The following is a 26,190-nucleotide window of genomic DNA, read 5'->3' on the forward strand; positions in this document are numbered from 1 at the left end:
AGTGCGGGAAACCGGGTGAGAACGTTTGGCGTGCTGTGGCTGGCGGTGGTCGCCGGCGCGGCCGCGCTGCTTGAGCCGGCGCTGCGCAATGGCGTCTTTTTCGGCGCCGTCGGCCTGCTGCTGGTCGGCTGGTTGCTGATCGCCGGCTTCGCTGCCAGCGCGCCCGGCGAGGTGCCGGCAGCGGCTGCCGACATCCCGGAGCGCGAAGCGCTGCGCGAGACCGGGCAGGCGCTGGTCCGCTGCAGCGATGCCTTCTCCGCGCAGTTCGACACCACCCGCGGCGAACTCGGCCGCGCGCAGCAGATCTTCTCCGACGCCATCGCCAAGCTGATCGGCAGCTTCCACGCGATGAGCGCGCAGGCGCAGCGGCAGCAGGAGCTCGGCCTGGCGATCATCCGCCAGCACGGTACCACCGTCGACGCCGACGGCAAGCGTGTCTCCGATTTCGAGCTGTTCGCGCGGCAGACCTCGGAGACGCTGCGCCGCTTCGTCGACAGCGTCGTCGAGAACTCCAAGCTGGCGATGGAGCTGGTCGAGATGACCGACCGCATCTCCTCGGAGATGCGCCAGATCCTCGGCATGCTCGGCGAGATCGACGGCATCTCGAAGCAGACCAACCTGCTCGCGCTCAACGCGGCGATCGAGGCGGCCCGCGCCGGCGAGGCCGGACGCGGCTTCGCCGTCGTCGCCGACGAGGTGCGCGACCTGTCCGGGCGCACCAGCCATTTCAGCCAGCAGATCCGCGGGCTGATGGAGAACATGCAGCGTTCGATCGGCGATACCGAGGCGGCGATCAACAAGATGGCGGCGCAGGACATGACCTTCGCGCTGCAATCGAAGCAGGACGTCGAGCAGGCGATGCACGACGTCGAGGACCTCAACCGCAGCACCAGCCATACCGTCACGGAACTCAACCAGATTGCCGCCGTCATGGAGTCGAGCGTCAACCAGGCGGTCGTCTCGCTGCAGTTCCAGGACATGGTGACGCAGCTGATCAGCCACGTCGGCAACCGTCTCGGCGAACTGCAGTCGGTCGTCGCCGAGCTCGGCGGTGCCGGTGCCGCCGCCGGCGGCCGGCTGCAGGCGGAGGACCTGGCCCGCCTGCGCGGTCGGCTGGCGCAGGCGCTGGCGACGCTCGACGGCGTCCGCCATGCCGAGGACAACAACCCCGTGAAACAGCAGGGCTTCGCCAGCGGCGGAGTCGAATTGTTCTAACCGACCCACAGAAAAAAGGATATCTCCATGGCAAAGACCGTTCTCTGCGTTGACGATTCTGCTTCGATCCGGCAGATGGTTGGCTTCACGCTGAAGAGCGCAGGCTACGAAGTGGTCGATGCCGTCGACGGGATGGACGGCCTGGACAAGGCCAAGTCGCGTGCGATCAACCTCGTGCTCACCGACCAGAACATGCCGCGCATGGACGGCCTGACGCTGATCAAGAACCTGCGCGCGCTGCCGCAGTACAAGTCGGTGCCGATCCTGATGCTGACCACCGAGTCCTCGGACGCGATGAAGTCGCAGGGGCGCGCGGCGGGGGCGACCGGCTGGCTGGTCAAGCCCTTCGATCCGCAGAAACTGATCGAGGTGGTCAAGAAAGTCATCGGCTGATGCCGGTGCGCGGGGCCGCGCACGGCCCGCTTGCGGATGCAGATTGGCGCCGAGGGAAACCATGACCATCGACATGAGCCAGTTCTACCAGGTCTTCTTCGAGGAGACCGCCGAGCATCTGGCGGAGATGGAATCGCTGCTGCTGGGCCTCGACGTCGCTGCCCCGGACGCCGAGCAGCTCAACGCGATCTTCCGCGCCGCGCATTCGATCAAGGGCTCCAGCGGCACCTTCGGCTTCACCGATCTGGCCGAGGTCACCCACATCCTGGAGAACCTGCTCGACCGCATCCGCAAGCACGAACTGGCGCTGCGCGACGACATGGTCGACGCCTTCCTCGCCGCCGGCGACACGCTGCAGGCGATGCTCGCCGCGCACCGGGGCGGCACGCCGGTCGCCGCGGACACGGTCGCCGGTGTCTGCGCGACGCTGCGGGCGCTGAGCGGCGCTGCCGGTGCGCCGGCGCACGACGCCGCCCCCGCACCGTCGCCGGCGCTGCCGGCAATGGCCTGCTATGCGCTCGAATTCGTGCCGACTCCCGAGGCGACGGCCGACCCGGCGGCGCTCGCCAACCTGCTCGACGAACTGCGCGCGCTGGGCGAACTGACGGTGCTGGAGCGGCCGGCGGACGGCGCGGCGGGCGGCTGGCGGCTGCAGCTGGCGACGGCCGCGCCGCCGGCGCAGATCGAGGACCTGCTCGCCTTCGTTGCCGCCGACGGCGCCTGGCGGGTGACGAGCGCTTCCGGCGAGGTGGTCGACGCCGGCGGCGCCTTCGGCCTGTTCGCGGAGGAGACGCCCGCCGACGAGGGCTACGGCTTCTTCGAACCGCTGCCGACGACGGCGTCGCCGGCGGCCGAGGAAGGCGACGGCTTCGGCTTCTTCGATCCCTTGCCGGTGCCCGAGGCGCCGCCGTCCGCCGAGGCGCCGCCGGCGATCGAGGAGGGCGACGGCTTCGGCCTGTTCCTGCCGTTGCCGGAACCGCTGCCCGCGGCGGCCGAACCGGCGGCCGAACCGGCGGCCGCAGCGCCGGCCCCGGCCGGCCGCAAGGCGCGTCCGCTGCCGGCGGCTGCCGGCGAGTCGGCGTCGATCCGTGTCAGCGTCGAGCGTGCCGACCAGCTGATCAACCTGGTCGGTGAGCTGGTGATCACGCAGGCGATGCTGCTGCAGTGCGCGGCGCAGATGAACGACGCGGCGCCGGAGGCGCTGCTCGGCGGCCTCGCCCAGCTCGAGCGCAATACCCGCGGGCTGCAGGAAGCGGTGATGTCGATCCGCATGATGCCGATCTCGTTTGTGTTTTCGCGCTTCCCGCGCGTCGTCCGCGACCTGTCGTCGAAGCTCGGCAAGCAGGTCGAGCTGAAGATGAGCGGCGAGTCGACCGAGCTCGACAAGGGGCTGATCGAGCGCATCGCCGACCCGCTGACGCACCTCATCCGCAACAGCCTGGACCACGGCATCGAGCCGCCGGAGCAGCGCCTCGCCGCCGGCAAGCCGGCGGCCGGCACGATCACGCTGAAGGCCGCGCACCAGGGCGGCAACATCGTCATCGAGGTCGGCGACGACGGCGCCGGGCTGAACCGCCAGAGGATCCTCGCCAAGGCGCGCGAGCGCGGCTTCGCGGTGTCCGATCAGATGCCCGACCAGGAGGTGTGGGCGCTGATCTTCGAGGCCGGCTTCTCCACCGCCGACGTCGTCACCGACGTCTCCGGGCGTGGCGTCGGCATGGACGTCGTCCGCCGCAACATCCAGGCGATGGGCGGGCGCATCGAGATCGAGAGCATGCCCGGCATCGGCACCCGCATGACCGTCCGCCTGCCGCTGACGCTGGCCATCCTCGACGGCATGTCGGTCGCCGTCGGCGAGCATACCTACATCCTGCCGCTGTCCTATGTGATCGAGTCGCTGCAGCCGGCGGCCGGCGACGTCAAGACCGTCTCCAACCAGGGGCGGGTGATCCAGGTGCGCGGCGAGTACCTGCCGGTGGTCTCGCTGCAGGAGATGTTCCGCGTGCCCGGCGCCGAAACCGACTTCACGCGCGGCATCATGATCGTGCTCGACGCCGACGGCGCCAAGGCGGCGTTGTTCGTCGACGCGCTGGTCGGCCAGCACCAGGTGGTGATCAAGAGCCTGGAACAGAACTACCGCCGGGTGCCCGGCATTTCCGGGGCGACGATCATGGGGGACGGGCGCGTCGCGCTGATCCTCGATGTGTCGGCGCTGATCGACGCCGCCCGCACGACGCCGCAGGCCGCGGAGGCGGTGCCTGCATGACGCCTTAGCCAAGGGAGCCCAAGCATGGAGATTGCCAGCCAGCCGATCGCCGTCGCCGACGACGGACAGATCGCCAGCGAATACCTGACCTTCCGCCTCGGTGCCGAGGAGTACGCGATCGACATCCTCAAGGTACAGGAGATCCGCGGCTACGAGCCGCCGACGGCGATCGCCTACGCGCCGCCGTTCATCAAGGGCGTGATCAACCTGCGCGGGATCATCGTCCCGATCGTCGATCTGCGCATCAAGTTCGGCCTCGGCACTGTCGACTACACGCCGTTTACGGTGGTGATCATCCTCAACGTGGCGCAGCGCGTGATCGGCATCGTCGTCGACAGCGTTTCCGACGTGACCTCGCTGAGCGGCGGCGAGATCCGGCCGGCACCGGATTTCGCCGCCAGCTTCGACACCAGGTACATCCTCGGGCTGGCCAGCGTCGACGAACGGATGCTGATCGTCACCGACATCGAGCGGCTGATGAGCAGCCGCGACATGGAGCTGATCGACGAGGCGGTGGCGGAATGAGCACACGCGGCGGGCGGGCAACGCCAGCGATGACGGACAACGGGCGCGCGACCGGGGGCTTCCCGCCGGCCGGCAGCGGCCAGCACAAGAAACGATAATCGGAGGAACGACGATGCGCATCAACATGCCGGTAACCAACGTCGAGGTGGCCCTGAACGACGACACGCTGATCGTCTCGAAGACCGACCTGAAGGGGCAGATCACCTACGTCAACAAGGACTTCCTCGACATCAGCGGCTTCTCCGAGGCCGAGCTGATCGGCACCTCGCACAACATCGTCCGCCACCCGGACATGCCGGCCGAGGCCTTCGAGGATCTCTGGCGCGACCTGAAGGCCGGGCGGCCGTGGACCGGCTACGTCAAGAACCGCTGCAAGAACGGCGACTACTACTGGGTGCTGGCGACGGCGACGCCGATCCGCGAGAACGGCCAGATCACCGGCTACATGTCGGTGCGGCGCAAGGCCGACCGCGACGCGATCGTCGCCGTCGACCGGGCTTACCGGATGTTCCGCGAGAAGGCCGCGGGCGGTGCGACGATCCGCCATGGCAAGGTGGTCAAGGGCGGCGAGGGCTTCGCCAACGTCACCCTCAAGACGCGGCTGATCGCCGGCATGACCGCGATCATCGCGCTGGCGACGGTCGTCGGTGTCGTCGGCATGGTCGCCGTCGGCCAGTCCAACCAGGCGGTGGCCGATCTCTATGACAAGCGCCTGCAGCCGGTGCAGGCGCTGGCGCGGATCGGCAAGCTGATGGCCGACAACCGCAGCCAGGTGATGCTCGGCCTGCAGCATGCGCCGGAGATGCCGTCGGCGGCCCTGCACGACCATCCGGTCACGACGCACCTCGACGCGATCGAGAAAAATGCCGCCGAGATCACCGCGCAGTGGGAAGGCTACATGAAGGCGGTGACCGACGACGAGCACAAGCGGATGGCCGAGGACTACCGCGCCAAGCGGGCGCGCTACGTCGGCGAAGGGCTGCGTCCGGCGCGGGCGGCGATGGCCGAGGGGCGCTACGAGGAGGCGCAGACGATCCTGCTGCAGAAGGTGAATCCGCTGTACGTCGAGGCGGCGGCCGCGGCCGATACGCTCTATCGCTACCAGCTGGAGCAGGCGAAGCTGCAGCTGCAGCAGGCCGAAAGCGAGGGCAGCCGGTCGCAGGGATGGGTCGTCGCGCTGCTGGCGCTGCTGGTCGCCGCCGGCGCGGCGATCGCGCTGCTGACGCTGCGCGCGATCGTCCGCCCGCTCCAGGAAATCACCGCCGGCTTCTTCGGCATCGCCGAGGGTAACTACCAGACGCCGGTCGACATCGCGCGCAACGACGAAGTCGGCAAGGTCATGCAGGGCCTGCAGTCGATGCAGATCCAGCTCGGCTTCAACGTCGCCGAGGCGAAGCGCGTCTCTGACGAGAACCTGCGCATCAAGATCGGCCTCGACAACGTCGCCACCAACGTCATGATCGCCGACCACACGCACAACATCATCTACATGAACGACGCGGTGCGCCGCATGTTCGAGGCCGCCGAGAGCGACATCCGCCGGGATCTGCCGAACTTCAGCGCGGCGGCGCTGCTCGGTTCGAACATCGACGTCTTCCACAAGAACCCGGCGCACCAGCGCGGCATGCTCGACCGCCTGACCGGCTCGCACAAGGCGCAGATCGTCGTCGGCGGCCGCACCTTCGCGCTGACCGTGACACCGGTGCTCAACGGCCGCGGCGAGCGCCTCGGCACCGCCGTCGAATGGCTCGACCGCACCACGGAGGTGGCGGTCGAGAACGAGGTCGCCGAGATTGTCGGCGCCGCCGCCAACGGCGACTTCGGCAAGCGCGTCGAGGTCGCCGGCAAGCACGGCTTCTTCCTGCGCCTCGCCGAGGATCTCAACCGCCTGCTCGACACCGCCCAGCGCGGCCTCGACGACGTCGTGCTGATGCTCTCGGCGATGGCCGACGGCGACCTGACCAAGTCGATCAGCGCCGACTACGCCGGCACCTTCGGCCGGCTGAAGGACGACGCCAACACCACGGTCGCCCGCCTGCGCGAGATCGTCGGCCAGATCAAGCATGCGTCGGATGCGATCAACACCGCGTCGCAGGAGATCGCCGTCGGCAACCAGGACCTCTCGTCGCGCACCGAACAGCAGGCCTCCAGCCTCGAGGAAACGGCATCGAGCATGGAGCAGCTGACCGGCACGGTGAAGCAGAACGCCGACAACGCGCGCCAGGCCAACGAACTCGCCAGCGGCGCGCAGCAGGTCGCGGAGAAGGGCGGCGCGGTCGTCGCCCAGGTGGTGCAGACGATGGGCGCGATCCACCACAGTTCGTCGAAGATCGCCGACATCATCGGCGTCATCGACGGCATCGCCTTCCAGACCAACATCCTCGCGCTCAACGCCGCCGTCGAGGCGGCGCGTGCCGGCGAGCAGGGGCGCGGCTTCGCGGTGGTGGCGACCGAGGTACGCAGCCTCGCGCAGCGCAGCGCGGCCGCCGCGAAAGAGATCAAGAGCCTGATCTCCGACTCGGTGGAGAAGGTCGAGAACGGCTCGAAGCTGGTCGACCAGGCCGGGCGCACGATGGAGGAGGTGGTCGCGGCGATCGGCCGCGTCGCGGCGATCATGACCGACATCGCCGAGGCGAGCCGTGAGCAGAGTTCGGGCATCGAGCAGGTCGGCCTGGCGGTGACGCAGATGGACGAGGTGACGCAGCAGAATGCGGCGCTGGTCGAGGAGGCGGCGGCTGCCGCCGAAAGTCTCGAAGAGCAGGCGCGCTCGCTGCTGGAGGCGGTGTCGGTGTTCCAGCTCTCGGAAGCGCAGCGGCCGGTGCCGGCGCGTCCGGCACGGCCGGCGGCGTCGCGGCCGGCCCTGGCCGAGCCCGAGGCGCGCCGCGGGCGCTTCGTGCCACCCGCGTCCGCGCGCCCGGTGCCGTCCAAGCTGCCGGTGACGCTGGACGACGAGTGGGCGGAGTTCTGACGCGCGCCGATGCAGGAATGACCCAGGGATGAGCTTCGACCCGAAACGCCCCGTGCCGCCGCGCGCGCCGGCGGCCCCTTCCTCGTCGCTGCGGCCGGCGGCCGCCGGCCGCCCGCCGCCCGCCGCGCCATCGCCGTCGCGGCCGGCACCGGCCGGCGCGCTGCCGTTCGCCAGCCGCGACGGCAGCCTGCGCGAATTCGAGTTCACCAGCGCCGATTTCGACCGCGTGCGCAAACTGATCTACCAGCATGCCGGCATCTCGCTGTCGCCGGCCAAGCAGGACATGGTCTATTCCCGCCTGGCGCGCCGCCTGCGGGCGACCGGCAAGGGCAGTTTCGCCGACTACCTGGCGCTGCTCGAACGCGGCGACGCGGAGGAATGGGAGCGCTTCGTCAATTCGCTGACGACCAACCTCACCTCGTTCTTCCGCGAGCCGCATCACTTCCCGATCTTCGGCGAGCACCTGAAGAAGCTCGGCGGTCGCAACCCGATCCGGGTCTGGTGCTGCGCGTCGTCGACCGGCGAGGAACCCTATTCGATCGCGATGACCGTCGCCGAGACCTTCGGCGGCTTCTCGACGCCGGTCTCGATCATCGCCTCCGACCTCGACACCAACGTGCTGGCGACGGCGGACAAGGGCGTCTACCCGATCGAGCGTGTCGAGCGGCTGTCGCCCGAGCGGCTGAAGCGCTTCTTCCTGAGGGGCTCCGGCGCACAGGAAGGCAACGTCGCGGTGCGTCCGGAACTGCGGCGCATGGTCCAGTTCCAGCGCGTCAACCTGCTCGACCCGAGCTGGCCGGTGAAGGGAGCGCTCGACGTGATCTTCTGCCGCAACGTGATGATCTATTTCGACAAGCCGACGCAGTACCGGATCCTGTCGCGCTTTGCGCCGCTGCTGCAGGACGACGGGCTGCTCTTCGCCGGGCATTCGGAAAGCTTCCTGCACGCCGCCGACCTCTTCCGTTCGCTCGGCAAGACCGTCTATGAACTCTCCCGCCGCCGTCGTTGAGCGCGAGGCCGACGCGGCCGCCTGTCCGTCCACCGAGCAGGGGTATGTCGAGGGCTTCGCCTCGAACATCTACCACGACCGGAACTTCGACACCGCGGCGGCCAAGATCCTGCCCGGCGAGTACTACGTCACCGGCAAGGAGATGGTGCTGGTAACCGTGCTCGGCTCCTGCGTCGCCGCCTGCATCCGCGACAGCGAGAACGGCATCGGCGGCATGAACCACTTCATGCTGCCGGACGAAGGCGGCAAGGACGTGCTCAGCAGCTCGACCCGCTACGGTACCTACGCGATGGAAGTGCTGATCAACCACCTGCTCAAGTCGGGGGCGCGGCGGCATCGGCTGGAGGCCAAGGTGTTCGGCGGCGGCGCCGTGCTCGCCAGCCTCAGCTCGAGCAACATCGGTGCGCGCAACGCCGAGTTCGTGCTCGACTTCCTGCAGACCGAGAAGATTCCGGTGGTGGCCAAGGACCTGCTCGATTCGTATCCGCGCAAGGTTTATTACTTCCCGCGCAGCGGTCGCGTGCTGGTACGCAAGCTGCATCGCGTGCACAACGACACGCTGTTCGACCGCGAAAGGGAATATCGCTCCCGCCTGCAACGCTCCACCGTTGCCGGCGAGATCGAGCTCTTCATCTGACGAGGCCAGGCCGCCGGCGGCTGCAAAGACGAACGATGACGACAAAGGTGCTGGTGGTGGACGATTCGGCGGTGATGCGCAAGCTGCTCGCCGAGCTGATCAACGCCGCCCCCGATCTCGAGGTGGTGGGAGCGGCCCCCGACGCGCACGGGGCGCGCGAGCTGATCAAGTCGCTCAACCCGGACGTCGTCACGCTCGACGTGCAGATGCCGCGCATGGACGGGCTGGAGTTCCTCGAGCGCTTGATGCGCCTGCGGCCGACGCGGGTGGTGATGGTCTCGGCCCATACCGAGGCCGGTTCGGAGACGACGCTGCGCGCGCTCGAGCTGGGGGCGGTCGATTTCATCGGCAAGCCGCGCGCCGACCAGCCGGCGGCGCTGATCGAGTACGCCGAGGAACTGACCGAAAAAATCCGCGGTGCGGCCGCGGCGCAGCTGCGGCGGCCGGCCGCCGCGCCCGCCGGCGAGGGGCCGGTGGCGCCGCTGCCCGCCACGGCGCGGAACGCCGCCAACGGCAACGTCATTTTCGTCGGCGCCTCGACCGGCGGTACCGAGGCGATCAAGGACCTGCTCCTCGGCTTCCCCGCCGACTGTCCGCCGACGCTGATCGTGCAGCACATGCCGGAGAACTTCACCGCCTCGTTCGCGCGGCGGCTGGACAGCCTGTGCGCGCCACGGGTGGTCGAGGCGCAGGGCGGCGAGCGGGTCGAGCCCGGCACCGTGTTCATCGCGCCGGGCCACTCGCACCTGCAGATCGTCCGCCAGGGCAGCGCCTGCGTCACGCGTCTGAGCGACGCGGCACCGGTCAACCGCCACCGGCCGTCGGTGGACGTGCTCTTCGATTCGGCGGCGGAGGCGGTCGGCGCCAAGGCGATCGGCGTCATCCTGACCGGCATGGGCAAGGACGGGGCGCAGGGCCTGCTGCGCCTGCGCCAGGCCGGTGGGCGGACCTTCGGCCAGGACGAGGCGAGCTGCGCGGTCTACGGCATGCCGCGCGAGGCGGCGCTGGTCGGCGCGGTCGAGGAGGTCGTCAGTCTCGGCGAAATGGCGCGCCGCGTGCTCGCCACGGCCGCGCGGAGTGTGGCATAGTGGGGCCGATAACACGAAAGTGATAAGCGGAGGAGGTCATGCAGGTTAATGTCGTGAAGGAGTCCGGCCGGGTTGACCTGAAGTTGTCCGGCCGCTTCGACTTCAATTCGCATCGGGAATTCCGGAGTGCCTACGAGCCGGTAATGGCCGATGCGGAGGTGAAGCAGCTGAACATCGATCTGGCCGCCGTCGACTATCTCGACAGCTCCGCGCTTGGCATGCTGCTGATGCTGCGCGACAAGGCGGGGGCGGCGAACAAGACGTTGGCGCTGGTCAATGTGCGCGGCGCGGTGAAGCAGGTGCTCGAGATCGCCAATTTCGGCAAGCTGTTCAAGATCGCCTGACGTGCCGCAGACCACCCGCCGGGTGGTGGCGCAGGACGTTCGCGAGGGGGCCGCAGCGGCGGCGACAACAACAGGGGAGTGGTTGGCCGGATGAGCAGTGTGGCGTGGAAGGTGCGGGGCGCGTTCGCGGTCATGGTCGTGGCGGCGGGCGTCCTGATGGGGGTCGGTCCGGCGGTTTTCGGCAGCGGCATGCAGGGGGTGGCGATCGGCGGCGGGTTGCTCGCGCTGCTCGGCGCCGGCCTGGCCGCCTTCGTCGAGGGCGGGCTGCTGCGGCGTCTCGGCGAGCTGCGCGCGGTGATCGAGCGCACCTACATGGACGGCGACCTGACGCGCCGCGCCGATGAGCGCGGCAAGGACGAGGTCGCCGCGACGGCACTGGCCTACAACCGGCTGATGGCCAGCTTCCAGACGATCATCGGCAAGGTCTTCTTCAATTCGGTCGAGGTCGCGCGCGCTTCGGCGACGCTGATCGACGAGGCGAACACCGTCGCCGCGGGCTCCAACCGCCAGCACGACGCCGCGCAGTCGGCGGCGTCGGCGATGAACCAGCTCACGGCCAACATGCACCAGGCGGCGCAGAACGCGTCGGAGACGGCGCAGATCGCCGAGTCGGCGAGCGGCCTGTCGGCCGAGGGGATGGGCATCGTCCGCGACGCGTCGGCCGAGATGGAACGGATCGCTGCCTCGGTGACCGAGTCCGCCGAGGTGGTCTATGCGCTCGGCGAGCGCTCGAAGGCGATCAGCGGCATCGCCCAGACCATCCGCGAGATCGCCGACCAGACCAACCTGCTCGCGCTCAACGCCGCCATCGAGGCGGCGCGTGCCGGCGAGCAGGGGCGCGGCTTCGCGGTGGTCGCCGACGAGGTGCGCAAGCTGGCCGAGCGCACCTCGTCGGCGACCGGCGAGATCAGCAGCATGATCACCGCGATCCAGGGCGAGACGCAGACCGCGATCGTCAGCATCGAGGCCGGCACCGGCCAGGCCCGGAGCGGTGCCGCGCTGGCGCAGCAGGCCGCCGATTCGCTCGACCGCATCAACCGCGGCGCGCGCGAGACGATGGAGAAGGTCGACGCGATCGCCGCCGTGATCGACGAACAGACCCGCTCCGGCAACGACATCGCCGCGCACGTGCGCAGCATCATGTCGATGGCCGAGTCGAACAGCGCGGCGTCGGACAAGGCGCTGCGCGAGGCCGGCCAGCTCGAATACCTGGCCACCAATCTGAAGGAAATCGGCAACGTCTTCAAGCTCGGCGCCTCCGGTGAGCAGGCGGTGCAGACGCACGGCCGGATGCCTGCGATCGTGCAGCGGGCCGCCGCCGAGACCGGCCAGATCCTGGAGAAGGCGATCGACGCCGGCCGTCTCCGCCTGGAAGACCTGTTCGACGAGAGCTACCAGCCGATCCCGAACACCAAGCCGCAGAAGTTCAAGACCCGCTTCGACGCGCTCTGCGACCAGTTGCTGCCGCCGCTGCAGGAGGCGCTGCTCGAGCAGAACGGCTGGCTGGTCTATGCGATCGCCTGCGACCGCAAGGGCTACGTGCCGACGCACAACCGGCGCTTCGCGCAGCCGCTGACCGGTGACGAGAAGGTCGATTTCGTCAACAACCGCACCAAGCGGATCTTCGACGACCCGGTCGGCCGGCGTTGCGGCGACCATACGCAGCCCTTCCTGCTGCAGACCTATCGCCGCGACACCGGCGAGATCATGCACGACATCTCGGCGCCGGTGACGGTCAAGGGGCGCCACTGGGGAGGCTTCCGCATCGGCTACCGGACCGAGGCCTGAGCGCCGCCGCGACAAGGGGGCCGGTCGCCGTGGTGCCGGCCCGGACGATGGGTTAACATACACGCTGCAAGACACCTCGCCAAAGAGGGGGATCGATTTATGTCCGAACTGCTGAAAAGCATCGACGCGCGCACCAAGCTCGCGGGTACGAACAAGCTGGAAATTCTGCTCTTCTTCCTCGGCCGCGACACGCGCACCGGGCGCAAGGAGACTTTCGGCATCAACGTCTTCAAGGTGCGCGAAGTGATGCGCACGCCGCCGATCACCGCCGCGCCGGAAATGCCGTCGGCGGTCGAGGGCATGGTCAGCCTGCGCGGCGTGCTGGTGCCGGTGATCGACCTCGCCAAGTACGCCGGCGTGCACACCGAGACGCCGCGCGACATCATGATCGTCACCGAATACAACGGCCATACCCAGGGCTTCCTGGTCGAAGGGGTGGACACCATCCTGCGCCTCGACTGGAGCCAGATGCGCGTGCCGCCGGAGATGCTGATGGCGGAGATGGGCGGGCTGGTGACGGCGGTCACCGAGCTGCCGGACAACCGGCTGGTGATGATGATGGACGTCGAGAAGGTGCTCGCCGAGACCGCCCGCTACGACGATGAGGCCGCCTACCGCAGCGTCGTGCCGCTGAACAAGCCGGACGCGATGGTGGTCTTCGCCGACGACTCGATCGTCGCCCGCAAGCAGATCGAGAAGACGCTGCAGCTGATGGGCGTGAAGTACGTGGGGGCGATGAACGGCCGCCTCGCCTGGGAGGAGCTGGAGAAGATCGCGACCTACGCCGACAGCACCAACAAGTCGGTGTCCGACCTGGTCAGCCTGGTGCTGACCGACATCGAGATGCCGGAGATGGACGGCTACATCCTGACCAAGAAGATCAAGAGCGATCCGCGCTTTGCCGGCATTCCGGTGATCATGCATTCGTCGCTGTCGGGGATGTCGAACCAGCAGCTCGGCAAGTCGGTCGGCGTTGACGAATACGTCGCCAAGTTCGAGCCGCAGAAGCTGTCCGAATCCCTCGCCCGCCGGATCCTCGGCGAGTCGGCCAACCTTCCCGTGCCGGCCTGACCGGGACCGTTCGCAGGAGCAAAACCATGGATCTGTCAGAGAAGAAGAACCTGCTCGAGAGCGTCGACGCCCGCACGCGGCTCGCCGGCTCGAACATGATGGAAATCCTGTTGTTCTCGCTGGGCACGCGCGAGACCTTCGGCATCAACGTCTTCAAGGTCCGTGAGGTGGGGCGGACGCCGCACATCACGCGCACCCCGAACATGCCGCGCGGCGTCGAGGGGCTGATTTCGCTGCGCGGCAACGTCATCCCGGTGCTGTCGCTATCGTCCTTCCTCGACCTCGAGGGCGGCCCGCCGCCCGGACTGGGCAAGTCGATGATGGTCGCCGAATACTCGAAGCGCACGCTCGGCTTCCTGGTGCACGAGGTCGACCGCATCATCCGCGTCGACTGGGAGCGGGTGAAGGCGCCTGAAACGGTGCTGGCCTCGAACCAGGGGCTGATCACCGCGGTGATCGAGCTCGAGGGCGGCCGCCTGGTGTCGATCCTCGACGTCGAGCAGATCCTCGCCAACGCCTTCGGCGAGGCGGTGATCGTCGACGTGCCGCCGGTACGCGTCGCCGAGGATGTCAGCATCTTCTTCTGCGACGACTCGATCGTCGCCCGCCGCAAGATCACCGAGGTGCTCGACAAGCTGGGCGTCAAGCACAAGCACGCGACCAACGGCGCCGAGGCGTGGACCCGCCTGCAGGCGATCGCCGCGCATGCGACGCAGATGGGCAAGCCGGTGCGCGAGGAAATCCGCGTGATCATGGTCGATGCCGAGATGCCGGAGATGGACGGCTACGTGCTGACCAAGAACATCAAGAGCGACGCCCGCTTCAACGGGGTGCCGGTGATCATGCATTCCTCGCTGTCGTCGGAAGCCAACCGGGCGATGGGCAAGGCCGTCGGTGTCGACGGCTACGTCGCCAAGTTCGACGCCGAGGTGCTTGCCGACACGCTGCGCCCGCTGCTCGAACGCTAGGAACGGGAGTCCGAAGCATGCCGGATCCGAAGATCAAGTTCCTGGTCGTCGACGATTTCTCGACGATGCGGCGCATCGTCCGCAACCTGCTGAAGGAGCTCGGATTCACCAACGTCGACGAGGCCGAGGACGGCGCCATCGCGCTGCAGAAGCTGCAGGCGGGCGGCTTCGACTTCGTCGTTTCGGACTGGAACATGCCGAACATGGACGGCCTGACGCTGCTGCAGACGATCCGCGCGACGCCGGCGCTGAAGCACCTGCCGGTGCTGATGATCACCGCCGAGGCGAAGAAGGAGAACATCATCGCGGCGGCACAGGCGGGGGCCAGCGGCTACATCGTCAAGCCGTTCACGTCGGCGACGCTGGCCGAGAAGCTGCAGAAGATCTTCGAGAAGATGGAAAAGGGCGCATGAAGGGCGCACACAGGACAGAGGAAAGACAATGAGCAGCGATTCCGCAGAACTCGAGGCACTCTTTGACAGCATCGCCGCCGGCAAGGCGCCGGCTGCGGCGCCCGCTGCCGCGCCGGCGGCTCCGGTTGCACCGGCGGCGCCTGCGGCCGTTCCGGCTGCTGCGGCGGCGCGCGAAGTCGGCGATTCCGACGAGCTGCAGGCGCTGTTCGATTCGATCGCCGACACCCAGACCGCGGCAGCGGCGCCGGCGGCAGCCGTCGACGAGGAGTGGGAAGGCCAGGAGAAGGTTTTCCGCCGCGTCGGCCAGATGGCCCGCCAGCTGCACGACACGCTGCGCGAGCTCGGCTACGACAAGCTGATCGCGCAGACCGTCGAGGCCCTGCCCGATGCCAAGGACCGCCTTGCCTACATCGCCAACCTGACCGAGCAGGCCGCCTGCAAGGTGCTGAACGCCACCGACGTCGCCAATCCGCTGGTCGAGTCGCTGGAAAGCGGCGCGCAGGGGCTGGCGGCGCGCTGGGACCGCGTGTACGCGAACCAGATGGGCGTCGAGGACTTCAAGCAGCTCGCCGCCGACACGCGCGCCTTCCTGAAGGAACAGGTGCCGCAGAAGACCGCCGGGACCAAGGCGCAGCTGATGGAAATCATGATGGCGCAGGATTTCCAGGACCTCACCGGCCAGGTGATCAAGAAGGTGGTGACGCTGGCGCAGGACCTCGAGTCGCAGCTGATGAACGCGCTGATCGAGGTCATGCCCGAGGAGCACAAGACGGATTCGGTCGCCAGCCTGCTCAACGGGCCGGTGATCAATGCCGAAGGCCGCACCGACGTCGTCGTCGACCAGCAGCAGGTCGACGACCTGCTCGACAGCCTCGGCTTCTAGGAGAACAACATGAGCGATTTCGCCGGGATGGAAGATCTGCTGCAGGATTTCCTGCAGGAGGCGCACGATCTCTTGTCGGACGTCGACAACAAGCTGGTCGATCTGGAAAAGATGCCGGACGACCGCGGCCTGTTGAACGACATCTTCCGCGGCTTCCACACGGTCAAGGGGGGCGCCGGCTTCCTCAACGCGACCGAGCTGGTCACCCTCTGCCACCTCACCGAGAACCTGTTCGACCGCCTGCGCAACGGCGAGATGGACCTGACGCCCGAGCTGATGGACATCATCATGGCGGCGACCAAGGGGGTCCGCGACATGTTCGGCGAGCTCGGGCAGGGCGTGCAGCCGCGTCCGGCGCCCGACGACGTGCTCGCCGGCTTGCGCCACGCGCTCGAGGCCGGAGCCGAAGCCGAAGTCGAAGCGCCCGCGGCACCGGCCGCCGCCGCTCCGGCCGCTGCCGCCGGCGGGCCCGACTGGAAGCAGCTGCACGCCGCCGTTACCGGGCAGGCGGTGGCGAGCGCCAGCGAAGTGATTCCGAAGTCCGAGGCGACGCCGGCCGCCGCTTCGCCGCCGCCCTACGGCCGCCGCGCGACCGACAAGCCGGGCTCGCCGACGCCGGCCGGCGCCGGCCGCCGCGCCGAGGAGCGCACCGCGGCGCGCGAGAACACGATCCGCGTCGATACCGCGCGCCTCGATCAGGTGCTCAACCTATCGGGCGAGATCGGGCTGATGAAGAACCGGTTGACCAGCCTCAGGGCCGACATCCTCGCCGGCAAGACCGATTCCGACACGCTGCACGCGCTCGACCAGGCGGTTTCGCAGCTCGACCTGCTGGTCTCCGATCTGCAGAACTCGGTCATGAAGACGCGCATGCAGCCGATCGGGCGCCTCTTCCAGAAGTATCCGCGCATCGCCCGCGACCTTGCCCGCCAGCTCGGCAAGGACGTCGAGCTGGTGCTCGCCGGCGAGGAGACCGAGGTCGACAAGACGATGATCGAGGATCTCGCCGACCCGCTGATCCACCTCATCCGCAACGCTGTCGACCACGGCGTCGAGGGGCCGGAGGAGCGGCTCGCCTGCGGCAAGCCGACGAAGTCGGTGGTGCGCCTGGAGGCGCGCCAGGAAGGCGACCACATCGTGCTGATCATCGCCGACGACGGCCGCGGCATGAGCGCCGAGCGCATCCGCGCCAAGGCCATCGAGAAGGGACTGATCTCCGAGGAGGAGGCCAATACCCTCGACGAGCGGCAGAGCCTGCACCTGATCTTCCTGCCGGGCTTCTCGACCAAGACGCAGATTTCCGACGTTTCCGGCCGCGGCGTCGGCATGGACGTGGTCAAGACCAACATCCAGAAGCTCAACGGCACCGTGGACATCCGCTCCGAGCCGGGCAAGGGCAGCGTCTTCATCATCTCGCTGCCGCTGACGCTGGCCATCCTGCCGGTGCTGCTGGTGCTGCTCGGCGACCAGCCGTTCGCGCTGCCGCTGTCGCTGGTGCGCGAGATCCTGCCGATCGAGCACGGCAAGCTGCAGGAAGTCGGCGGCAAGGCGACGCTGGTCGTGCGCGGCGAGATCCTGCCGGTGGTGTCGCTGGCCAAGCTGCTCGGCTGGCCGCAGGACCATCCGCCCGAGTACGGCGTGCTGATGCAGACCGCCGAGCGCAGTTTCATCCTTGCCGTGGACAACTTCGCCGGCCGCGACGACGCGGTGATCAAGTCGCTCGAGGACTTCCGTCCGCGCGGCGTGGCCGGGGTGACGACGCTGTCGAACGGCCAGATCGTGCTGATCCTCGACATGAAGGAGCTGCTCTCCGACCTCGGCCAGCATCTGGACATGGATGCCCGCGGCAGCAGCATGCGCGCGCTCGAGTTCGGCTAAAGGTCAACGAATTCAAGCGCTTGAAAAGGGGGCTCGGCCCCCTTTTCTGCGTCTACGATCCGCAACACCCGGTTGCTTTTTTGCAACGAGCCTAGAATCGTTAACAAAAAACCTCCATACCTCTTTAATTTTTATTGTTTTTTCCTATAATACCCGGAACCAAATCAGGCACCGGGTATGGCCGAAGAAAGCGACCTCGAACGAACAGAACCTGCCTCAGCCCGACGGCTGGAACAGGCACGCGAAGAAGGGCAGGTCCCCCATTCGCGGGAGTTGGGCGCTTTCCTGATCCTGATCGCCGCGGCCGGCACCCTCTGGCTGCTGGGCGGTTGGCTGGCACAACGCACCGCCGCGATGTTCCGCCGCGGACTGACGCTGGACGAAAAGTTGGTCCGGGAACCGGATCAGATGCTTGTCCGGTTTGCTGATCTCTCCATCGACGTGCTGATCACCTATTCCCCGCTGCTCGGCGTGCTGATGGTCGCCGCGGCTGCCGGTCCGTTCTTCCTGAACTCGTTCATCTTCTCGCCGAAGGCGGTGTTGCCGAAGTTGTCGCGGATGGACCCGATCCAGGGGCTGAAGCGGATCATTTCCTGGTCCGGCGTCGTCGACATGCTGAAGGCCGTGGCCAAGGCCGGCCTCATCGGCGGCATCGCCGCCTGGGTGATCTGGAGCGAGCGCAACGAGATCGTCGGCCTGCTCGCGCTGCCGGTCGAAAGCGGGCTGGCCGCCGTCGGCCACCTGGTCGCCTTCAGCTTCCTGGTGATCGTCTCGGCGATGCTGCTGATCGTCGCCCTCGACGTGCCCTTCCAGCTCTGGCACTACCACGACAAGCTGAAGATGACGCGCGAGGAGTTGCGCCAGGAAGCCAAGGAAATGGAGGGCGACCCGCACGTCAAGGGCCGTATCCGCAGCCTGCAGCGCGAGGCTGCGCGCCGCCGGATGATGGCGGCCGTGCCGCAGGCCGACGTGATCGTCACCAACCCGACGCATTTCGCGGTCGCGCTCGCCTACAAGAGCGGCATGGGCGCGCCGAAGGTCGTTGCCAAGGGTACCGGCGAGGTCGCCCGCCGCATCCGCGAGCTCGGCGCCGAGCATGGCGTGCCGCTGCTCGAGGCGCCGCCGCTGGCGCGCGCGCTGCATCGCCACGTCGAGCTCGACCAGGAGATTCCCGGCACGCTCTACGCTGCGGTCGCCGAGGCGCTGGCCTGGGTTTACCAGCTGAGCAACTGGCGCCGTGCCGGCGGCCAGTACCCGGTGCCGCCGCGCGACCTGCAGGTGCCGCCCGAACTCGTGCCGGAGGCGGTGAATGGCTAGCCCGGCGCTGACCATGCAGGGCTTGCTCGGCCGCATCGGCTACCAGCAGCTGGCGGCGCCGGTGCTGATCGTCATGATCCTGGCGATGATGGTGCTGCCGCTGCCGCCGTTCATGCTCGACCTGCTGTTCACGTTCAACATCGCGATCTCGGTGATCGTCATGCTGGTCGCGATCTACACGCTGAAGCCGCTCGACTTCTCGATCTTCCCGACCATCCTGCTGGTCACCACGCTGCTGCGGCTGTCGCTCAACGTCGCCTCGACCCGCGTCGTGCTGCTCCACGGCCACAGCGGGCCGGACGCCGCCGGCAAGGTGATCGAGGCCTTCGGCCACTTCCTGGTCGGCGGCAACTACGCGGTCGGCATCGTCGTCTTCGCGATCCTGGTGATCATCAACTTCGTCGTCATCACCAAGGGCGCCGGCCGCGTCGCCGAAGTGTCGGCACGCTTCACGCTGGACGCGATGCCAGGCAAGCAGATGGCGATCGATGCCGACCTGAACGCCGGCCTGATCGGCGAGGACGAGGCCAGGAAGCGGCGTGCGACGATCGCGCAGGAAGCCGAGTTCTACGGCTCGATGGACGGTGCCTCGAAGTTCGTGCGCGGCGATGCCGTCGCCGGCATCATCATCATGCTGATCAACATCATCGGCGGCCTCTTCGTCGGCGTGCTCCAGCACAACATGGACGTCGGTTCGGCGGCCAAGGCCTACACGCTGCTGACCATCGGCGACGGTCTGGTCGCGCAGATCCCGGCGCTGATCATCTCGATCGCCGCCGGCATGGTCGTCACCCGCGTCGGCGACGACGGCGACATCTCGCAGCAGTTCATCGCGCAGATGTTCAGCAAGCCGCGCGTGCTCGCCATCACCGGCGGCATCCTCGGCACGCTGGGCCTGATCCCGGGCATGCCCAACTTCGTCTTCCTGCTGCTCGGCGGCGGCCTCGGCTGGCTTGCCTGGCACCTGAGCAAGCGGGCGGAAATCCAGCGTCCGGCGCCGCTGCCGGTGGCGCCGGCGGTGCCGGTCGAGGCGCAGGAGGCGAGCTGGGCCGACGTCGCGCCGCTCGACGTGCTCGGCCTGGAAGTCGGCTACCGCCTGATCCCGCTCGTCGACAAGGCGCAGGACGGCGAGCTGCTGCGCCGCATCCGCGGCATCCGCAAGAAGTTCGCGCAGGAAGTCGGCTACCTGGTGTCGCCGGTGCATATCCGCGACAACCTCGAACTCAAGCCGAACGCCTACCGCATCCTGCTGAAGGGGGTCGAGATCGGCCAGGGCGAGGCCTTCCCCGGCCAGCTGCTGGCGATCAATCCGGGCCGCGTGGTGAGCACGCTGCCGGGCACGCCGACCAAGGATCCGGCCTTCGGCCTGCCGGCGGTCTGGGTCGACGCGGCGCTGCGCGACCAGGCGCAGGCCTACGGCTACACCGTCGTCGATTCGAGCACGGTGGTGGCGACACACCTCAACCACCTGATCCTGTCGAACGCCGCCGAACTGCTCGGCCGCCAGGAGACGCAGGCGTTGCTCGACCACCTGGCGAAGGACATGCCGAAGCTGATCGAGGACCTGGTGCCGAAGGTCCTGCCGCTCGGCACCGTGCAGAAGGTGCTGCAGAACCTGCTCGAGGAAGGTGTGCCGATCCGCGACATGCGCACCATCGTCGAGACGCTGGCCGAGCAGGCGACGCGTACGCAGGATCCGGAGATCCTCACCGCGCAGGTGCGCAACGCGCTCGGCCGCGCGATCGTGCAGCAGCTCTACGCCGGCAGTGCCGAGATGCAGGTCATGTCGCTCGACCCGCAACTCGAACGCATCCTGGTCCAGGCCGTCTCCGGCAGCGGCGACGGCGCGGCGATCGAGCCGGGCATGGCCGACACGCTGATGCGCGAATCGGCGGCCGCCGCGCAGCGCCAGGAAGAGCTCGGCCTGCCGGCCGTGCTGCTGGTCCCCGCCAACCTGAGAACCCTGCTGTCGCGCTTCCTGCGCCGCAGCATCCCGCAACTGAAGGTGCTTGCCCACAGCGAAGTGCCTGACAACAAGATCATCAAGGTCACCTCGATCATCGGAGGTAGAGCATGAACGTCAAAAAATTCGTCGCCCTCACCGCACGCGATGCGCTGCGCAAAGTAAAGGAAGTCCTCGGGCCGGACGCCATCATCCTCTCCAATCGGGGTCTGCCCGGCGGCGGCGTCGAGATCATGGCGGTCGCCTCGCGCGACATGGCGGCGATCGCGCCGGCACCGACGCCGGTGCGCGACATCGCGCCGCGCATCGAGACGCCGCGTCCCGCCCCGGTCGCCGCATCGCCGACCGACGACGACTACACCGTCAGCCTCTCCTCCGCGCGCGGCAGCGTGCCGCCTGCCGCTGCCGCGCCGGTCGCGAAGCCCTTCGTGCCGCCGGTCGCCGAGCGCGCGCCGGCCGCCGAACGGACCGTCGCCATGCCGCCCGCCGCACCGCGCCCGGCCGTGGCGCCGATCGCCTCGCGCCCGATGCCGCGCCTCGAGACGCCGCCGCCGGCGGCGCCCGAGCCGCGCGCCGAGGCCGAGGTGGTGCCGGCCTCGGTGATGGCCGAGATCCGTGCGCTGCGCCAGATCGTCGAGCAGCACCTGGCCGGCTTCGCCTGGGGCGAGACCGCGCGCAGCGAGCCGGTGAAGACCGAGGTGCTGCGCCAGATGCTCGATTCCGGCTTCTCGCCGCAGCTGGCGCGCGAACTGCTCGACGACCTGCCGAGCGAGCTCGACGCCCGCCAGGCGCAGGCCTGGGTCAAGGGCGCCGCCGACCGCGCGCTGCGCACGCTCGGCAGCGACCACGACATCATCGAGCGCGGCGGCGTCTTCGCGCTGGTCGGCCCGACCGGCGTCGGCAAGACGACCACCACCGCCAAGCTCGCCGCCCGCTGCGTGCTGCGCCACGGCGCCAGCAAGCTGGCGCTGGTGACCACCGACGGTTACCGGATCGGCGCCCACGAGCAGCTGCGCATCTACGGCCGCATCCTCGGTGTCTCGGTGCATCTGGTGAAGGACGGCGACGACCTGCGGCAGACGCTCGCCGAGCTGTCGCACAAGCACATGGTGCTGGTCGACACGATGGGCATGAGCCAGCGCGACCGCATGGTCACCGACCAGATCGGCATGCTCGCCGAGTGCGGCGTGCAGCGCCTGCTGCTGATCAACGCCACCGCCCGCGGCGACACGATGGACGACGTCGTCCGCGCCTACCGCGGCGCCGACCTCGCCGGCTGCATCCTGACCAAGGTCGACGAGGCCGCCAGCCTGGCGCCGGCGCTCGACGTCGCGATGCGCCACAACCTCAAGCTGCACTACATCTCCAACGGCCAGCGCGTCCCGGAGGATCTGCACCTGCCGAACCGCGCCTACCTGCTGCACCGTGCCTTCAAGGATGCGCCGGAGGCCTCGCCGCACCGCTTCGCCGGCGTCGAGCCGGGGCTGGTGATGGCCAATGCCGGCGTCGCCGCGATGGGTGGGCGTCGTGGCTGAATATCACGCTGACCAGGCGGCCGGCCTGCGCCGCCTGTTCGGCCAGGAGGGCCTGCGCGTGATCACCTTCGCCGCCGGCAGCGAAGGCGTCGGCAAGACGATCGCCGTCGCCAACGTCGCCGCGGCGATGGCGCGCCAGGGCAAGGAGGTGCTGGTGCTCGACGAGAACACCGCCGGCAACGTCGCCGCCGTCTTCGGCGCCGCCGCCAAGCACGACCTCTACCACGTCATCAAGCGCGACAAGCGGCTCGCCGAGGTGCTGGTCAACGTCGCCCCCGGCGTCCGTGTGCTGCCTGCCGCGCGCGCGGTGAAGAAGCTCGGCAAGCTCGCCCGCGGCGAGCAGGAGGCGCTGATCGAGTCGCTCGGCGCGATGGAGCATCCGGCCGACGTGATCCTCGTCGACGCCTCGACCGACCATCCGCTCGGCTTCTCGCCGCTAGGGCTGGCGACGCAGGAGACGGTGGTCGTCGCCGCCGCCAGCGGCGCGGCGATCACCGAGGCCTACGCGCTGATCAAGAAGGTCAGCCTCGGCTACGAGCGCCGCCACTTCCGCATCCTGGTGAACAAGGTGAAGAGCGCCGCCGACGGCGAAGCGATCCACGCCAACCTCGCGCAGCTTGCGCGGACGCGCGGCGTCGCGCTGCTAGACTACGTCGGCCACGTGCCGCTCGATGATGCGCTGCGCCACGCCGCCCGGCTGTGCCAGCCGGTCGTCGCCGCCTATCCGGAATCGGCGGCCGCCAGCGCGCTGCGCGCGATTGCCAACGACATGTTGCACTGGCCGCCGGCGGAAGCCGAGGCCGGCGGCCTCGAACAATTCGTCCAGCAGCTGCTACACTTGAGCCAACGCATAGACCCGGTCACCATCCACGCCGGATAACACCTCAGACTCATGTATACCGCTGCAGGGCAGCTCGACAAAGAGCAACTGGTGCAGCGCTTCGCGCCCCTCGTCAAGCGCATCGCCTTCCACCTGATGAGCCGTCTGCCGTCCAGCGTGCAGGCGGACGACCTCGTGCAGAACGGCATGATCGGTCTGCTCGACGCGATCGACCGCTTCGAGGCCGGCATGGGCGCCCAGTTCGAAACCTATGCCACGCAGCGGGTACGCGGCGCGATGCTCGACGGACTGCGTGACAACGACTGGCTGCCGCGCAGCCTGCGCCGCGAGATGCGGCGCATCGAGGCGGCGATCCACCTGCTCGAACAGCAGGTCGGCCGGCCGCCGAGCGAGCGCGAGCTCGCCGATTCGCTGGGCATGCCCCTTGCCGACTACCAGAAGATGCTGCAGGATGCCCGAGGGCATCAGCTGGTCTATTTCGAGGACCTTGCCGGTGACGGCGACGAGGATTTCCTCGAGCGGCACTTCACCGACGACGCCGCCGATCCGGCGCGGCTGCTCGAGGACCAGGACATCCGCCGCCACCTGGTGGCGGCGATCGACGCGCTGCCGGAGCGGGAAAAGCTGATGATGGGGCTGTACTACGAGCAGGAGCTCAACCTGCGCGAAATCGGAGAAGTCATGGGGGTGACCGAATCCCGCGTCTGCCAGCTGCACAGCCAGGCGATCGCCCGCCTGCGCTCCCGCCTGTTCGGCGAGGGCGCGCCGGTGGCGCCGAAGAAGCGGGGACGTCCGCGCCGTGGATAAGATCAGCATCGCCGGCCTGATCCTCGGCCTCGTCGCCATCGTCGGCGGCCAGCTGCTCGAAGGCGGCCACGTCGGTTCGCTGGTGCAGCCGACGGCGCTCCTGATCGTCGGCGGCGGCACGCTCGGCGCGGTGATGTTGCAAAGCCCGTTTTCGACCTTCAGCCTCGGCTTCCGCATGGCGAAGTGGGTGTGGTTCCCGCCGGTGATCGACTACGGCAAGCTGATCCAGCAGGTCGCCAACTGGAGCCACGTCTCGCGCCGCGAAGGCTTGCTCGCGCTCGAGGGCTTCATCGGCCCGATGAAGGACGAGTTCGCCAGGAAGGGCCTGCAGCTGCTGGTCGACGGCGTCGAGCCGGAGCGCCTGCGCGAGGTGCTCGAGGTGCAGATCAACACCTACGAGGACGAGCTGCGCCAGGGCGCCCGCATCTGGGAGGCGGCCGGCGGCTATTCGCCGACGATCGGCATCCTCGGCGCGGTGATGGGGCTGATCCACGTCATGGAGAACCTCTCCGATCCCTCGCGCCTCGGCGCCGGCATCGCCGTCGCCTTCGTCGCCACGATCTACGGCGTCGGCCTGGCCAACCTGGTCTACCTGCCGATGGCCAACAAGCTCAAGGCGCAGGTCGCGCGCCACGTCACCTACCGCGAGATGCTGGTCGACGGACTGATCGGCATCGCCAACGGCGACAACCCGCGCATCATCGAAAACCGCCTGCGCGGCTACTACAGCTGAGGTCGCCGTGGCCCGCCGCAAGCGCCCGGAAGAGCACGACAACCACGAACGCTGGCTGGTTTCCTACGCCGATTTCATCACGCTGCTGTTCGCCTTCTTCGTCGTCATGTACGCGCTGTCGTCGATCAACGAGGGCAAGTACAAGATCCTGTCCAACTCGCTGACGCAAGCCTTCCGCAATGTCACCGTCAACGCCAGCGGGCAGGTGATCATCCCGCAGGCGGCGATGCCGACGCCGCCGAGCGTGGTCGCGCCGCCGAAACCGAGCCAGGCCGACGCGGCCAAGCAGAAGCAGCGCGAGCGCATGCGCAACATGGCCAAGGACATCATGGAGGCGCTGGCGCCGCTGGTGCGCGAGGGCAAGGTGCGGCTGCTCGAGACCAGCCGCGGCGTGACCATCGAGATCGCCGACTCGGCGCTGTTCGCGGTCGGCCAGGCGGTGCTCAACACCGAGTCGAGCCGGGCGCTGCGCGCCGTCGCCGACGTCATCGCCACCGCCGACTTTCCGGTGACGATCGAGGGCCACACCGACAACGTGCCGATCAAGACCGTGCAGTTCCCGTCGAACTGGGAACTGTCGGCGGTGCGCGCGACCACCGTGCTGCGCATCTTCGCCGAGGCCGGCGTTCCCGCCGACCGGCTGACCGCGATCGGCTACGGCGAGACGCGGCCGGTGGAAAGCAACGAGACGATCGAAGGGCGCGCCCGCAACCGCCGGGTGTCGATCCAGATCGATTCGGCGCTGCCGGAGAAGCCGACCGAAGTGCCGGTGGAAATCCCGACGAACGCTGCCGTCCGTCCCTGACGGCGGCCCTTTCTTTCCTAGGCGGCCTTGCGCCGCGCGCCTGCCGCCGGATGAGCGCTTGCGGCGTCGCTGCCCTGCGCGGTGCGGCGCCGGTCCGCAAAAGCGATGACGCGGGCGGCGACGCGCCGCTCGACGAACGCTTCCGCAGCCGGGTCGTCGGCGCCGGCTGCCGCTGCCGGGGGGGCGAAACCGGCAAGCGAGGAGGTCAGCAATTGCGCCGTCAACTGGTTCAGCTGGCGGATGCTGTGCGCCGCGAGTTCGAAGCCGTTGTGCGTCAGCGCGCTGTAGCGCTGCAGCTTCCGCTCGTAAAGCTGCGGCCAGCCGGCGAGCGCATCGCCGCCGGTCGCTGCGTTTTCCAGCGTGGTCTTCGCCTGCTGCGTGTTTTCCGCCAGCGCCGCCTCCATCGCCTCGATCTGCAACGCCCACCAGCGCCGGTTGGCTTCGATTACGGCAAGGGCGAGGTCTTCGGGGCGGCAGGTCGCGTCCGCGTCGGCGGGCAGTGATGGTCGGCGGGAAGGGGGATGCTGACGATTGGGCATGGCAATTCTCCTGGCAGTGAGTACGTGCTTCGTGACGGAGGAGGGGCGCCGATCCGGGACGGGCATCGCATCGCCTTCGACAGCCATGGGCGTCGTCGCGGTGGTGTCGCCAGGGTCGGCGTCCACGCCGCAGCGCAGCCTCGCGGTGGTGTCGCGAGGAACGGTCGTGAAATTGCTCCGGGCCGGGATGCGCTCCGGGTGGAC

General features: G+C 68.6%; 23 protein-coding genes. 22 read left to right on the forward strand and 1 reads right to left on the reverse strand.

The features are described from left to right. The first annotated feature begins 15 nt into the window (after positions 1 to 15). From IWH25_RS19205 to motD, 22 genes are all read left to right on the forward strand, one after another. Complete coding sequence (locus IWH25_RS19205) at positions 16 to 1,215, forward strand: methyl-accepting chemotaxis protein (protein WP_275403837.1); 1,200 nt, start codon at positions 16 to 18, stop codon at positions 1,213 to 1,215. A 27-nt stretch (positions 1,216 to 1,242) separates the two neighbouring features. Further along, positions 1,243 to 1,608, forward strand: a complete 366-nt coding sequence (locus IWH25_RS08930) for a response regulator (RefSeq protein WP_203388957.1) — start codon at positions 1,243 to 1,245, stop codon at positions 1,606 to 1,608. 61 nt (positions 1,609 to 1,669) lie between these two features. Beyond that, complete coding sequence (locus IWH25_RS08935; protein ID WP_203388958.1) at positions 1,670 to 3,874, forward strand: chemotaxis protein CheW; 2,205 nt, start codon at positions 1,670 to 1,672, stop codon at positions 3,872 to 3,874. A gap of 24 nt (positions 3,875 to 3,898) precedes the next feature. After that, positions 3,899 to 4,399: a chemotaxis protein CheW gene (locus IWH25_RS08940; protein ID WP_203388959.1), complete on the forward strand. Its 501-nt coding sequence runs from the start codon at positions 3,899 to 3,901 to the stop codon at positions 4,397 to 4,399. Positions 4,400 to 4,511: 112 nt separating this feature from the next. Continuing rightward, positions 4,512 to 7,367 carry a methyl-accepting chemotaxis protein gene (locus IWH25_RS19210; RefSeq protein ID WP_203388960.1) on the forward strand — a complete coding sequence of 952 codons (2,856 nt, stop codon included), beginning with the start codon at positions 4,512 to 4,514 and terminating at the stop codon, positions 7,365 to 7,367. Between the two features lie 28 nt (positions 7,368 to 7,395). Beyond that, a complete protein-coding gene (locus tag IWH25_RS08950; RefSeq protein WP_203388961.1) occupies positions 7,396 to 8,376 on the forward strand; it encodes a CheR family methyltransferase in 981 nt (326 codons plus the stop codon). Next, on the forward strand, positions 8,351 to 9,013 hold the full coding sequence (cheD, locus tag IWH25_RS08955; protein ID WP_203388962.1) for a chemoreceptor glutamine deamidase CheD: 663 nt from the start codon (positions 8,351 to 8,353) through the stop codon (positions 9,011 to 9,013). The genes IWH25_RS08950 and cheD overlap by 26 nt, the downstream gene beginning before the upstream one ends. Before the next feature lie 35 nt (positions 9,014 to 9,048). Continuing rightward, a complete protein-coding gene (locus IWH25_RS08960; RefSeq protein ID WP_203388963.1) occupies positions 9,049 to 10,101 on the forward strand; it encodes a protein-glutamate methylesterase/protein-glutamine glutaminase in 1,053 nt (350 codons plus the stop codon). Positions 10,102 to 10,139: 38 nt separating this feature from the next. Further along, complete coding sequence (locus tag IWH25_RS08965) at positions 10,140 to 10,445, forward strand: STAS domain-containing protein (RefSeq protein WP_203388964.1); 306 nt, start codon at positions 10,140 to 10,142, stop codon at positions 10,443 to 10,445. 90 nt (positions 10,446 to 10,535) lie between these two features. After that, complete coding sequence (locus IWH25_RS08970) at positions 10,536 to 12,233, forward strand: methyl-accepting chemotaxis protein (protein WP_238999049.1); 1,698 nt, start codon at positions 10,536 to 10,538, stop codon at positions 12,231 to 12,233. Between the two features lie 99 nt (positions 12,234 to 12,332). Next, positions 12,333 to 13,304: a chemotaxis protein gene (locus tag IWH25_RS08975; RefSeq protein WP_203388965.1), complete on the forward strand. Its 972-nt coding sequence runs from the start codon at positions 12,333 to 12,335 to the stop codon at positions 13,302 to 13,304. Between the two features lie 26 nt (positions 13,305 to 13,330). After that, positions 13,331 to 14,272: a chemotaxis protein gene (locus IWH25_RS08980; protein WP_203388966.1), complete on the forward strand. Its 942-nt coding sequence runs from the start codon at positions 13,331 to 13,333 to the stop codon at positions 14,270 to 14,272. Positions 14,273 to 14,289: 17 nt separating this feature from the next. Then, complete coding sequence (gene cheY, locus IWH25_RS08985) at positions 14,290 to 14,685, forward strand: chemotaxis response regulator CheY (RefSeq protein WP_203388967.1); 396 nt, start codon at positions 14,290 to 14,292, stop codon at positions 14,683 to 14,685. A gap of 28 nt (positions 14,686 to 14,713) precedes the next feature. Beyond that, the gene (cheZ, locus tag IWH25_RS08990; protein WP_203388968.1) at positions 14,714 to 15,568 is read left to right on the forward strand and encodes a protein phosphatase CheZ; all 855 of its coding nucleotides are present in this window, start codon (positions 14,714 to 14,716) and stop codon (positions 15,566 to 15,568) included. 9 nt (positions 15,569 to 15,577) lie between these two features. Further along, entirely contained in the window at positions 15,578 to 17,446 is a 1,869-nt protein-coding gene (locus tag IWH25_RS08995) for a chemotaxis protein CheA (RefSeq protein WP_203388969.1), read from the forward strand. A 177-nt stretch (positions 17,447 to 17,623) separates the two neighbouring features. Then, the gene (flhB, locus tag IWH25_RS09000) at positions 17,624 to 18,763 is read left to right on the forward strand and encodes a flagellar biosynthesis protein FlhB (protein ID WP_203388970.1); all 1,140 of its coding nucleotides are present in this window, start codon (positions 17,624 to 17,626) and stop codon (positions 18,761 to 18,763) included. Further along, the gene (flhA, locus tag IWH25_RS09005; RefSeq protein ID WP_203388971.1) at positions 18,756 to 20,840 is read left to right on the forward strand and encodes a flagellar biosynthesis protein FlhA; all 2,085 of its coding nucleotides are present in this window, start codon (positions 18,756 to 18,758) and stop codon (positions 20,838 to 20,840) included. Before flhB ends, flhA begins: the two co-directional genes overlap by 8 nt. Next, a complete protein-coding gene (gene flhF, locus IWH25_RS09010) occupies positions 20,837 to 22,261 on the forward strand; it encodes a flagellar biosynthesis GTPase FlhF (protein WP_203388972.1) in 1,425 nt (474 codons plus the stop codon). The genes flhA and flhF overlap by 4 nt, the downstream gene beginning before the upstream one ends. Continuing rightward, complete coding sequence (locus IWH25_RS09015) at positions 22,254 to 23,141, forward strand: MinD/ParA family ATP-binding protein (protein WP_203388973.1); 888 nt, start codon at positions 22,254 to 22,256, stop codon at positions 23,139 to 23,141. The genes flhF and IWH25_RS09015 overlap by 8 nt, the downstream gene beginning before the upstream one ends. 12 nt (positions 23,142 to 23,153) lie before the next feature. Then, complete coding sequence (locus IWH25_RS09020) at positions 23,154 to 23,909, forward strand: RNA polymerase sigma factor FliA (protein ID WP_203388974.1); 756 nt, start codon at positions 23,154 to 23,156, stop codon at positions 23,907 to 23,909. Further along, positions 23,902 to 24,642: a flagellar motor protein gene (locus IWH25_RS09025; RefSeq protein ID WP_203388975.1), complete on the forward strand. Its 741-nt coding sequence runs from the start codon at positions 23,902 to 23,904 to the stop codon at positions 24,640 to 24,642. The genes IWH25_RS09020 and IWH25_RS09025 overlap by 8 nt, the downstream gene beginning before the upstream one ends. A gap of 7 nt (positions 24,643 to 24,649) precedes the next feature. Next, positions 24,650 to 25,447 (forward strand): flagellar motor protein MotD, encoded by a 798-nt coding sequence (gene motD / locus IWH25_RS09030; RefSeq protein WP_203388976.1) that lies wholly within the window; start codon positions 24,650 to 24,652, stop codon positions 25,445 to 25,447. Positions 25,448 to 25,464: 17 nt separating this feature from the next. On the opposite strand, the gene IWH25_RS09035 is transcribed toward motD, so the two are convergent. Continuing rightward, positions 25,465 to 26,073 carry a hypothetical protein gene (locus tag IWH25_RS09035; protein ID WP_203388977.1) on the reverse strand — a complete coding sequence of 203 codons (609 nt, stop codon included), beginning with the start codon at positions 26,071 to 26,073 and terminating at the stop codon, positions 25,465 to 25,467. Positions 26,074 to 26,190 lie beyond the last annotated feature (117 nt).

It is taken from the genome of Azospira restricta (assembly GCF_016858125.1).
In the GTDB taxonomy this organism is placed as follows: Bacteria; Pseudomonadota; Gammaproteobacteria; order Burkholderiales; family Rhodocyclaceae; genus Proximibacter; species Proximibacter restrictus.